An 11,752-nucleotide genomic window follows, 5' to 3' on the forward strand; every position below is an offset into this window, starting at 1 on the left:
TCATGATGTTTAACAGTTAGGTATACTTCATGATGATTGGCTACTGATGACTATCAATACCTATTGGGTAATGGTGTTGTCACTTGATAGCTGATATAGGGATAATACTACCTGTAACTCCCCTGCCTGCCGAAATAATGCCTATGACCACGAGTTTGCCCTGGGCAGTGGTAAATGCAGGACCTCCTGAGTTGCCTGTATCAAAACTACGCCCGGTGACTGTAATAGACTCATTGACCAAGCCGTTTTGACCCACTTCGTTTTTGCTATACACGGGCTCTAGTTTTTGTTGGTTTTGCAGCGACAAACCATACGGAAAACCCAATACGTGTAGTTCGGTTCCCCGTTTTAAATTACTTGACAAAGCAGCATTTGCCTGTAGGCTACCTGTAGTCGAGGTTTTAAAGTACGCCCAATCAGTGCCATTGCCCAACTGGGCTTTTTTAATGGCAAATTCATCTTCATCTACTTGTACCGTATAAGGTTGGTCTTTGGTACGGTCTACTATAAAAGAGGTATTGGTCAGGGTTATTTTTTTTCCAGTAGGAGACACTGCCACCATATTGGCTACAATTTTACCCCCATTGTTGGCATAAGTATTCAACAGCATCATAGGGTCTTTATTGTCTTTAAAATAATACCAGGGCTCTACCACATGCCGTGCTGTTACAAACCTTCCATCATTGAGTAGGAAACCAGTGCCCGACCAAAGTTCATTTTGCGATTTTATCTCTTCGGTGGTGCCATCAGGGTAAGTTACATCCAGTGAGGTAGAATAAATGAAGTATACATCACCCTCGGCTTGTTTGAGCAAGCCTTGTATGTTGGCATTTCCCGGATTGTCAGTGTTATTGTTACTATTGCCTCCGCCCCCCGGATTATCTCTGTTGCTGCTGTTATTAGATGCTTTAGCTTTGAGTGCTCTAAACCTTTGTTCAAAAGCCTGACGCACTGCTTCCATTTGATCTTTAGTGTTTGACAATTCTTTTTGTACTCGTGTGTTGTTTTTATGCGCGGCATCTAATGAGTCTACAATTGTACTATTGGCTTTTTTGAGTCCTGCCAATGTGATTTGCTGGCGGGCTATAGTGTCTTTATTACTGTTGATAATATTGCCTTGGTTGCTAATGATGTAACCAGCCACCGCTATGCTGGCAATGAGTAAGAGCAAAAGGGATAAAAAAGCGTTTTTATAAGGTTTGACTGCTTGTTTAATGACCAGGTTCATGCGGTTGGTAAGCCCTAGTTTGGCGGTACCCGTGGCCGACACATTGAACAATAACTTGGGCCCTTCAAGCGATAGTTGTATTTCATCGCCGTTGGTTAGGTACCACTGCTCAGCTACTGGCCTGCCATTGATAAGGGTAGGGTTGGTGGCAGACAGGTTTTTAATGAAAATATCTTTGCCTTTGCGCTCAATGGCGGCATGTTTACGGCTGACTGTATTACAACCGTCGTCAAACTGAATGACACAAGAGTTGGCACGTCCTATTTCTATGTAAGGAACCACAATTTTTTCGTAACTACCTGCCGGGTGTTTGTCAGTATTGGTGAGATGTTGCAGGGTATAAATAGGTACATCAGCCCCTCCTAAAATTTTCAGTCCGGTTGCAAAAGCCTGTGTAGCGCGGTTGGGTTGAGTTTGCTTGCCCTTTTCCGCCAGGGTCTCTTTATTTGTCATACGCAATTCCTTAGTATGTTCAATAGTGGCTTTTCAGGTAGCACACATTGTATCATACACAATTCACTATATAAATTTGATTCCTAAACTAAATATTTTCCTGTTTATTTACTGGCAGTCCTGTACACATTTGCCGTAGCGATTGATATACATTTTCTTGCCTCTGTAAACGATTTTGGCTTTGCCGTTATAAAAATGTCCGGGTTTGTCAAACTTGTGAGGAATTACTGTTTTTCCGTATCGGTTGATATATCCCCACTTTCCGTACTTTTTTGCGGCAGCAAGTCCTTCATAAAACGGCCATGCACTTTCATATTGAGGTTTGGCAATTAGTTTCTTTTTGCGGTCAAGGTATCCCCATCTGTTGTTTTGCTCTATCAAAAAACAAGTAGGGTACTCCTCTATATAGTCATATTGGCTATTGTTGCGAGACTGATGCGAGCGTTTATGTGCCCGGTGTCTTTGCCTCTCTCGTTCGGCTTTTTTTCGCATGTAATCCTTGGCGTAGTTTTCGCCCAGGTGCTCATACTTTTTACTCATCTTGCGGCTCCACTCGTTTACTTTTTCTTTACTTTTGGCATTTTTTGTAGCATCTTTTACCAATTCTATAATCTCTTTTGGTAAATCTATATTAATGCTGTTTTTACCTTTCTTTCCTTTTCCAGCAATGATCAACCCGTTTTCGGTAATCACAAAAGAAGGTTTATCCTTGCCAGGAGGGGTAGGTGGTTCAGGTACACCTTCACTATCATCTATGAGGACTTTAATATCGGAAGTGGACTTTTCTTCTTTTTTTTCTTTCAGTTTCTTATTTTTCTTATGTAACTGTTCTTCCATTAAGCGCAACTGTTCTTGCAAGTCTTGAGCTTTTTGTTGACTTTTTGTTGTTTGCTTTTTGACCTTCTTATTTTTTTTCTTTTCTGGTGATTTTTCGGGCTTGTCACCTGCCTTCATTGCCAGGGTGTCGTTGGTTGCCATTAACTCTGGCTCACTGTTGCTCAGGTTTTTTTGTACATACTCTCTACCTATCAGTACTACCAATACAATCATGACTGCGCCCAAAAACATGTACACATTACGGTCAAAGGTGCGTTTGCCTGTAGCAGCTACTGCCTTTCTTTTTTTCTTGTCTACCGCTTCGGTTACTCGTTCAGACCTTACCACAGGCACATCGTTATCATCTACGCCTTCCAAATCTTCTACATCAAGCTGTAGATCTGGGTGGTCTTCTGTTTTGTGTATGGGTGTATTTGTTTTTTCTGAGGTAACCCCTTCAGTGGGTGTTTGAGTGGCTGAACCCTCTGGTGTTGCCGACAAGGAGCTTGCCTTGTAACGGGTTATTTTTTCAAAACCTTCCCACTTGCCCTTGTCAAGGTATACCAACGCTAACTGATGCAGTTGTTCAGCCGTTGGGCGTTGGGTAGGTTCTCGGTTCATACATGCCTGTACTATTTGATTAAGCTCAGGCGAGTATTCTTCAGGGATTTCGGGTACCGCCGATCCTGTTAACAACGATTGCCCTCCGTGTCCCATCCAGGGTACTTCATTGGTGCAAAGCTCATATAACATTACCCCAAAAGAGAAAATATCACTGGCGGGCATGCTCTTGGGTCGGCTGGTAAACTTTTCGGGTGGAGCATAAGCAATGGTCAACGAATTGGATGAAGCAGTACTTCGGGTGCTTTTCATCATAGTATGCCGCATACGGCTACTGATGCCAAAGTCTGACAGTAAGAACTCGTTTTTTTCTGTAATGAGTACATTGTCTGGTTTTATGTCTTGGTGCAACACTACCGGATGCCGTTGGTGTAAGTAGGCAAGCCCATCGCTTACGTGCGACATCATCACAGCAAGTTCTGCTTCAGACAGTACCCCCTGTTTGAAAAGTTTTTTGGTAAGAGATCCTTTGGCGCAAAGTGGCATTACCAAATAGGGAGAGCCTTCGGTAATATCAAAATAGGTGGGTTTTAATAAATGTTTATGATTGAGCGAAACAGTAAGTGCATACTCGCGTCTGAAAAGTTCTATTCCATCTTCATCCAGCCCAGTACCAGCAGCATAAATTTTAAGTGCCACTAAGGCATTTTCAGCCATTTGGTCTATTACTTGCCATACTTCCGAAAACCCCCCTAATCCTAACAGTTTCTGTAGCTGGTAGCGCCCGGCAAATATATCTTTAGGTTTAAAAACAGCCATTCTTTTTCATTTATGGTATATATGGTAATTAACCCGCCATATTTAAATGACGAGTTAAATTATTCCTGATTACTTATAAAAATAGGGTAAAGTTGTACATATAACATGAGCCATCCTACCCTAAAAAGGTTGCATATTAGAAAAAATTTCTTCTAATATAGTAAAAATTATTCAGCTTTTACCCTGACTGTAGGCGTGTAGGGTAGCTTTCTTACGGTTTTCAACGCCGTAATTTCATCTTGTACTACATTTCTGGTTTTTAGCACCATTTTGGTCTCGCCTACCTGTATAGTGTCTCCGTCAGAAAGCGCCTGAGGAAAACTCTTGCCCACTGACTGGGCTTGCCCATTGACGTATACTCCATTCCTACTTTCCAGGTCTACAATGTATATTTCATGGGTGCCTACCTTCAGTTCTGCGTGTTTGCGGCTGGCAAACTGGTCATTGTTAAGCGTGATATCAGGTATGTTGCCCGGAATCGCCCTTCCAATCACATATTTGCCTTGCTTAAGCTCGTGCAGAAGTGTGGGTTGGTTTTCGGTATGTACTACCAACCAGGCAATGATCATATTTTTACTGTGAGACGAGGGTGGAGGAGCTATTTCTTCGTGAAAAGAGGTGGTAATACCCAAAGGGTTTTGCTGAGATTTAAGAAAAGAAGACGGAATACGGTCTTTGTTTTCATAACCCCACCAAAGCGCCCCACAGTTGGAGCAATGGTAGTCTTTTTGGTAGCTTACCTCTTGTCGGCAGCTAATGCAGGTAATGGTATCCATTTTTGTTGATTATATAATGGGTGTTTGACAAAAGAATTTGTTAAGTAACGTGTTCAAAATAAGTTTCTGTTTTTTAGGGCAAATACGCACGACTGACTGAGGCATTTAGCCTTTGGCAGAGCTCAGCGCAGCAAGCTGCAGCTATCGGTTTTTGCGCTCGTAGCAGCGCTACGGGCAATAAAAATAACGAAAGACAGTAAAGCGGATTTATTCTAAACCGGACAGTTATTGCGAACATGTTACTAAGTGGTTCAATACAAATGATCACCTATCACATGGTACGAGACCCAAGCAAAAAAGGTAGAAGAGGACGGGGAGAATTGTTAGGCAAATTAACTGAAAAAAAGGTTTGATGAAGGAGGTGTACTCTTTTGAAGGCTTGCTAGTGAAAGTGTACAAAAATATTTTATGCCCAAAGAGAGGGTTTCGGTTTTTAGATCAAAAAACAAAAAGCCTTGTTTTGTTTGCCCAACGAGTCATTTCCCAAATTTGATAGGTATTTAACAATTTACAGGCATAATCAAAGCCAGTGCGGGCAAAAATGTTCAAGTCAGGTTTTGTGCTTTCATAAAAAAACAAGATACCTTCAAGCTGTAAATCAGTGCTTGGATGACAGCGGATAGTTACTTTCTACTATTTTTGCTGGTCAATGTAAATCATGTTATGAAAACTTTTTGGATAGATAGATTTGACCACGTATTGAGCCGTGAAGAGTTCGCTGCGCAGGAGTTTATGTCGGTAGTAAACCTAAAAGACAAAAACGAAGGGGTAGTCAATAATTACTTGCGTGCTGAACAAAAGGTATTACGTTTTTTGCTGGATTTGGCGTCGTCTTTTGAGGCTTTTTCCATGGTAATAGAAAGGCAACACTTGCACCAAATCATTGTTATCGAAGAAAAAGACCTGCAGTGGTTACATCAGTTGGAGCGTGTAACACTGTATAAAAATACCAACCCTGGTGTAGACTGGCATACCTTGTTTGTGTTTGCCCTGCGAGAAAACATCAGGTTGACTATTCAAACCCCGGAATATTGCTTGCGTACTGGTTATGAACTCGCTTTATTTATACAAACCAACCAGGTTGATTGGCTCAAATCTTTGGTGTCAACCAGCCCCTTGTTTATTTTAAATGAACTGGGAGAGAAAGAAGATTTTTGGAAAATAGGGCAAGAGTGTTACCACCAGTTCAGTGCGAGGCAGTCTAGAGTGAAAGGAGCCATTTATGGCATGGCGGTAGGTGATGGTTTGGGTGCTCCAGCCGAATTTTTAACCCTTGACGAAATAAAAGCCAAACGTTTGCCCAATGGTTTTTTTCATGCATCTGATGCGTCAATTAAAATCACCGATGATACTCAAATGGCTTTGGCTGTAGGGCAAGCTTTACGCGAAAGTGAAGAATATGTGCCCGCCATACTAGAGCAAAACCTGCGCAAACGTTTTGTACAATGGCTCAATGACCCTGAAAACAACCGAGCGCCTGGTATGACTTGTCTAACCAGTTGTGAACGTCTGGAAAAAGGAATGCCCTGGCAGCAAGCTACCAACAAAGGCTCTAAGGGGTGTGGAGCAAATATGCGGGTGTTGCCTGTAGGGTTGCTCAGGGTCTCTATGGACAGCCTAAGTAAAATCGCTCAGTTTCAGGCAGCACTTACTCACGCCCACCCTACAGCACTGGCAGCAGCTGAATTTACTGCTGTGGCCATTAGAAAATTGTTAGAAGGTGTGAAACCTGCCAATCTAATAGACGTGTTGATGGCTCACGCTCAACAACAATCATACGTTTATCATGAAGCATATCTAGGACAAATATGGGATCGCCCACCTTTTGATAGCCCTGCTGCTTTTAGTAGTGCAGGTTGGCAAGAGTGCCTGAATCAGGTGCAACTAGTGAAGCAAGGTTTGCAAAATTTTGACCCAAATACAGACCCTTGTATTATTGCTGGAGCGGGCTGGACTGCCGAAGAATCTTTTGCAACAGCCTTGTATTGTTTTTTAAGTGCTCCTGATGATCCCGTGAAGGTATTACAAAGAGCTGTGTGTACTTCGGGCGATTCGGACTCGATCGCTTGCCTGGCGGGTGGCTTGGTAGGAGCGGCTACAGGGGTAGAGGCACTGCCTCAGCATTGGTTGGCAAATATTGAGCACAAAGATGAATTGGCGCAGATGGCGCATTTTTTTAACTAAAATTATATGCGAAATATCAGCAAGGAAACGATATTTCGTGAAAAAGTGTTTGGATTATTCACTATGAATGCTTTTTATAGAAAAAACACTGAGTTTATTTTTCTGATTATCAATGAGTTAAGTATTATTTTGTCCACATTGTTATTTTTGGTCTTTGGTTTGAATATATATTAGCCAAAGATATTTAATAAGCTTTGTGGTTAGGAAACAAAAAAGACTCTACAATGTAGGGTCTTTTTTTGTCGAGTCGATGCACAAGTTTATTGAAACAGCAAAATGTACTGCAATATTCCAGCAACCATTCCTAGCACGGCACCCACCAAAATTAGGATCCATTCATCTTCTTGAAACACTGGACGCAAAAAGCCCTCAAATTCTTTCTCAGTCAAGCCAGCCATTTTTTCTTCCAGCATATTTTCCATATCCAAGGCTTCTTCGGCGTAAGCAAATGTATCGCGGATAGAAATAGGCAATTCTTGCATAAAACGATATACTGCAATGTTTTGAATTACCTCAAGTTGCTTGTCGCTTACTACCCATTTTACCAAACCTCTGGTGCTACTAATGGTAGTTTCAATCGATTTCTCCAGGTTATCGCGTACAATTTCTGCCAGGCGGGTGGCGCCAGGGCCTCTTACCATAAATTCAAACAAACGTTCGGTAGTCAATATATCACCCGATACAATCTTGGCATACTCTACAGCCACTTCAGGTTGTCGCTTTATAAACAAACCCTGGAACTCAAATAACCCAAACAAATACTTGCGAGGGTACAAAGGTTCAAATATTAGCTTTAGCGCCAACCAATTGGTAGCGTAACCTATTACTAGCCCAAAAACGGGCAACAACCACCAGGGAGTGCCAGTGCCCAATACATTGACATAATATATGGCAATACACATTTGTACCAACCCAAACGGAATACCAAAGTATAAGCCCGACTTTTCGATAAATTTAAATTCTTCTTTGCCACAGCGAATAAACATATCGTTGAGCAAAGCCTTGTTCTTAGTCAGTGCATTTACCCCTATAGTTTTCAAGTCAAGCAGTTCATCAATATTATCTTTGATATCATTCATCATTTGTACTACCAACTGGGGAAGTTCCTTGGTGATATTCTCATAAATTTGATTTTTCACAAATCTAGGTGTGGAGTTCCAGATGGTAGGGGCTTGAGCCTGCATTACTTCATCAGTGATTTGGCGGGCAAGTTTGTTGAGCGACGGCCCCATTTCCATAGCCACCCGTTCGGGTTTTACCAGTTCAAAACGCTCCTCTATTTTGAGGAGCTTTGTGGTGAGCATATCTACCGACTTGACTGCCATTTTTTTTGCCTTAGAAGGAATAATTCCTTGCCAGCCAATGGGTTTGACACCAACAAACTCTATAGGGTAAAAGGTCATTTTAATGGCCATAATGTTGGTTCCCCAACCTACCAAGCCTCCCGATATAGGAATAGAAGCAAACAACAATATTTGGATGATATAATCAGGCATATCGTTTTTGGATTGATTGTTTGATCAAAAAAAGCAGAAAAAACAATACGGAGCGATAAAAGATGTAAAGTATTGAATAGCTACCTGGTAGGTTAACTTGCCAGGTATTTTACTAAGAATTTAGAAAGTAACGCCTAGTCTTATGGAAGTAAGCCCGTGCAAACTTGTATTATCTTGGCGGATCATATCATGCAACACCATTACCTGTAGGGCGAGTTTTTTGCCTACCGGAAAACGAAAGCCTCCACCAACAATCAAATCTGTTCCAGTGTTGCGATTACTTACAGTAACGGTTTGCCCGGTGGTGGGGTCGGTAGTGGTACCCCCCGACTCTATACTCATAGCGCCCAGTTCGGCGTGACCAAACAAATACTTGGTAGGGTAATACTGGGTAAACAACCTGGCGCCAAAATGACTACGTGAAGTAGTAGTTGTTCCATTGTCGGTTTGCTGAAAGGCATACACTATTCCTAAACCTCCTAATAATTTGTCACTTAGTTTTTTTGCGGCAAAGGGAGCGATCTCTATCAGGGTAGTGTTGCCAAAACGAGGTACTAACTGCACCCCAAACGACCATTGAGGAATGTTATAAGCCGATTCAGAGACTTCTTTGATGACGGTTTTAATAATTGACTTGACCGGTTTTGCAGTGGTTGTTTTTATGGTATCTTTTTTAGTAGTGTCTGCTTTTTTTTCTACAAACTGACCGTAGCCGATAGACATACTGGCAAAAAAAAGTACTGCGTGTAAAAGGCAGGTTTTGGAAAGGTGTTGATGAGTAAATAGTTTGATTTTCATAATCTATGTGTTTGAATGGTGACTTTTTGCAAACTGAGATTCTGACGGGCAGAACAAAAAAGGAGGGCACACCCTCCTTATGAATAACGAAAATACTAAAATTCTTGGTAGCAGTATTATTTTGCAGGTAAAAAAAATAAATGATCTGCCACGAACCCTTTCCAGCAAAGAATGTATGTGTCTTTACAAACCTACATTGAACCCTAAACGTATGGTGATCGGGTTAGGGTAAGGGGTAATGTCTTCCAAATAATTAAGGTTGTACAATACCAACAGGTTTACATACAAGTTGCCTAATTTTTGTTGAATTCCGCCACCTATTTGTGGGCGTCTTACCCATATAGAGTTTTGTCGGTCAAGCACCCGGTCATAATAGTCTGAGCGTAGTACTTCATACTCTGAGTACAAAAATAAACGGTTGCCTTCTCCAAACAATGCCTCTGTGTTAATGATATACTGAAGAAAAGTGCGCCCTGAATATATTTGGTTTTCTACATCGAGGTTGCCTAGGTTGGTGGCAAGCCGCGAACGGGCATATACATAGCCTACACCTACTCCAGCTATCAGGTTTTGGGTAAGCTTATACCCTATAGTGGGAGCAATGTCTATGAAAGTAACATTGCCAAACTGTACCCAAAAGTTCCCTCCAAATACCCAGCGCCTGCCTATGTCATTGTCTCTTTTAGGGCTTTGTTTTTTCTCTGGCTTTTGGGGCGGAGTTTTTTCTTTAGTTGTTACTGAGTCTTTGGCAGGTGTTTTTTTTCTTTTGTCTTTAGGCACATACTGAGCAGACACAGTAGCAGACAGGCATACCAAACACAACAGAGTAAGTACTTTGTTGTATAGTAAGTAAGTCTTATATCTCATCATACAAATTCTCATTGTTTATTATTTAAATAAATCTTTAAGTGTTTCCTTACTAAAAAAAATATTTCTCACTTTTGGGCAGTTTCTCATACCTTGGCAAGGCTTGGTTAGGCTTATTGTAAAAGGAGAAATATATCCCCCATACGAAGTTAAATAAGATTTTGTGCTATTGGGTCATTGCTCAATAATATCTCTAAAAAATTTTGTCAAACTCGTAAAAATGTAGGGTTAAGGCTGGTTTTACTCAAGTATTGTTATCATTTAAACGCAAAATATTTCTAAAACCCCTATATTTGCATAATAAGCAGTCAAGCCTTAAGGTTTTAACTGTATATACCAAAAGATTTCATAAATGACAAAACTGATTGTAAAAGCAGGCGTAGCGCTTGCTTCTGTGTGGTTTACAGCTCGTTTGCTCAAAGAAGGAGTAATCCTTGAGGGGGCAGCACCTACCGTGATTGTGTGTGTATTGTTGGCATTTATTAATACCTTTGTCAAACCTATCCTTAAGTTTTTAGCCTTTCCGGTAACTATGATTACAATGGGACTATTTCCTTTGATAATCAATGCAGGGCTGATTTTGTTAGTAGATGAGTTGGTACAAAAAGGATTTGATGTAAAAGGTATCTTCTGGGCGTTTGCCTTCAGTTTTGTGTTATCTGTAGTTTCCTGGGCGTTTGATTTTGTCACAGCTCCTTTGCAAAAGTAACTGTTAAAAAATATTTTGAAAAAACTCATTGCATATCTACTGATCATTGTCATCAATGTACATTCGTTGGCGGCTTTGTGGTTTTATGTTGACATTCAGTGGCAACGTAAAAGTATGCATGCGCTTATTTCAACTCAACCATTGCCTGAGCAACAGCTCACTTTACTTGAGCTTACTGAGCAAGATTTACAAAGCGATGACTTTGTCTGGGTAAATTCAAAAGAAATAAAGTATAAGAATGAGTTGTATGATGTAGTAAAAATAAAACCCTTGGGCAAAGTCACCCGGTTTTATTGTGTGTGGGATGAGCACGAAAAACAACTCCAGCAATCACTACAACAGCAAGTTGCCCAACAAAGTCCTTATGCTCAAGAAACAGGTGCTTTGGTAAGTCAATTGTTCGAAAAACTCTGGCTACACCATTTAGCTGCCCCTCAGCTAAACCCTACCTTACCTTTCGTAGTACAATTATATCCCTCAAATACCAGCAAATTGCCTCACCTCTTTTTAGAGGTGCTTTCACCTCCTCCGCAAATCATCTGCGGCTAATTTCTCTGTTCTTTAGTCTTATATTTTAGCAGGTAAACAGTTTACAACCAGCTTGAGAACTGCCTGTGTGTGATAGCTCACTAACATGGTTAATTATAGATCATTTGTTAGTGTCAAGCTTTGTTTTGTAGATGCGAACCTTCGTTTGTACCTCACTGGTTTTTTAGTGGTTACTGGTGGTATCGAGGTGGGCTAGTATTTATAAACACTCAGCCTGTGGTTAAGATATAAGTATACTAACGGTTGTTGGTAGCCAAACAAGTGATACTCTGGCAGTTGCTTCAGGCAGCAAAGGAGAGGAATCTATCATTTGATATTGGTTGCCCGACAAGGGCGTATCTTAATATAGTGTAGATTGGTTTTTTTTTGATTTGTGTGCCTGTCTGCCTGTTGTAAAGATGATCCCTGTATTGTGTAATTGTTGGTTTAGACCTTTCAATCTTGGTTTAAATTGGTTTGTGTATCAGTTGATAAGCTGACCAACGATTGCCTTGTG

At 41.0% G+C, this 11,752-nt stretch carries 9 protein-coding genes; 3 read left to right on the forward strand and 6 right to left on the reverse strand.

Features of this window, described 5'->3' with window-relative positions; all coding sequences use genetic code 11:
- Positions 1-79 precede the first annotated feature (79 nt).
- From Q0954_RS17165 to Q0954_RS17175, 3 genes are all read right to left on the reverse strand, one after another.
- Positions 80-1,681: an FHA domain-containing protein gene (locus Q0954_RS17165; protein ID WP_299458727.1), complete on the reverse strand. Its 1,602-nt coding sequence runs from the start codon at positions 1,679-1,681 to the stop codon at positions 80-82.
- A gap of 108 nt (positions 1,682-1,789) precedes the next feature.
- A complete protein-coding gene (locus tag Q0954_RS17170; protein WP_299458728.1) occupies positions 1,790-3,877 on the reverse strand; it encodes a protein kinase in 2,088 nt (695 codons plus the stop codon).
- Between the two features lie 167 nt (positions 3,878-4,044).
- Positions 4,045-4,653 (reverse strand): FHA domain-containing protein, encoded by a 609-nt coding sequence (locus tag Q0954_RS17175; protein ID WP_299458729.1) that lies wholly within the window; start codon positions 4,651-4,653, stop codon positions 4,045-4,047.
- A 663-nt stretch (positions 4,654-5,316) separates the two neighbouring features.
- Between Q0954_RS17175 and Q0954_RS17180 the strand changes: the two genes are divergently transcribed.
- A complete protein-coding gene (locus Q0954_RS17180; protein ID WP_299458730.1) occupies positions 5,317-6,837 on the forward strand; it encodes an ADP-ribosylglycohydrolase family protein in 1,521 nt (506 codons plus the stop codon).
- 260 nt (positions 6,838-7,097) lie between these two features.
- Here Q0954_RS17180 and Q0954_RS17185 read toward each other — a convergent pair whose 3' ends face one another.
- The 3 genes from Q0954_RS17185 to Q0954_RS17195 all read right to left on the reverse strand — a co-directional run bounded on the left by Q0954_RS17185 (position 7,098) and on the right by Q0954_RS17195 (position 10,001).
- Positions 7,098-8,333: a hypothetical protein gene (locus Q0954_RS17185; protein ID WP_299458731.1), complete on the reverse strand. Its 1,236-nt coding sequence runs from the start codon at positions 8,331-8,333 to the stop codon at positions 7,098-7,100.
- Positions 8,334-8,453: 120 nt separating this feature from the next.
- Positions 8,454-9,131: a hypothetical protein gene (locus Q0954_RS17190; RefSeq protein ID WP_299458732.1), complete on the reverse strand. Its 678-nt coding sequence runs from the start codon at positions 9,129-9,131 to the stop codon at positions 8,454-8,456.
- 183 nt (positions 9,132-9,314) lie between these two features.
- Positions 9,315-10,001, reverse strand: coding sequence for a hypothetical protein (locus Q0954_RS17195; RefSeq protein WP_299458733.1), 687 nt, complete (start codon positions 9,999-10,001; stop codon positions 9,315-9,317).
- A gap of 349 nt (positions 10,002-10,350) precedes the next feature.
- On the opposite strand from Q0954_RS17195, the gene Q0954_RS17200 reads away from it, so the two are divergent.
- A complete protein-coding gene (locus tag Q0954_RS17200) occupies positions 10,351-10,707 on the forward strand; it encodes a phage holin family protein (RefSeq protein WP_299458734.1) in 357 nt (118 codons plus the stop codon).
- Between the two features lie 15 nt (positions 10,708-10,722).
- Positions 10,723-11,256 carry a hypothetical protein gene (locus Q0954_RS17205; protein ID WP_299458735.1) on the forward strand — a complete coding sequence of 178 codons (534 nt, stop codon included), beginning with the start codon at positions 10,723-10,725 and terminating at the stop codon, positions 11,254-11,256.
- Positions 11,257-11,752: the final 496 nt, after the last annotated feature.

It is taken from the genome of uncultured Microscilla sp. (assembly GCF_947493425.1).
Classification (GTDB): domain Bacteria; phylum Bacteroidota; class Bacteroidia; order Cytophagales; family Microscillaceae; genus Microscilla.

Bases quoted from the DNA above. Each gene is read 5' to 3' on its own strand.
- Q0954_RS17165 (WP_299458727.1), bottom strand. From the start codon at position 1,681: ATGACAAATAAAGAGACCCTGGCGGAAAAGGGCAAGCAAACTCAACCC.
- Q0954_RS17170 (WP_299458728.1), bottom strand. From the start codon at position 3,877: ATGGCTGTTTTTAAACCTAAAGATATATTTGCCGGGCGCTACCAGCTA.
- Q0954_RS17175 (WP_299458729.1), bottom strand. From the start codon at position 4,653: ATGGATACCATTACCTGCATTAGCTGCCGACAAGAGGTAAGCTACCAA.
- Q0954_RS17180 (WP_299458730.1), top strand. From the start codon at position 5,317: ATGAAAACTTTTTGGATAGATAGATTTGACCACGTATTGAGCCGTGAA.
- Q0954_RS17185 (WP_299458731.1), bottom strand. From the start codon at position 8,333: ATGCCTGATTATATCATCCAAATATTGTTGTTTGCTTCTATTCCTATA.
- Q0954_RS17190 (WP_299458732.1), bottom strand. From the start codon at position 9,131: ATGAAAATCAAACTATTTACTCATCAACACCTTTCCAAAACCTGCCTT.
- Q0954_RS17195 (WP_299458733.1), bottom strand. From the start codon at position 10,001: ATGATGAGATATAAGACTTACTTACTATACAACAAAGTACTTACTCTG.
- Q0954_RS17200 (WP_299458734.1), top strand. From the start codon at position 10,351: ATGACAAAACTGATTGTAAAAGCAGGCGTAGCGCTTGCTTCTGTGTGG.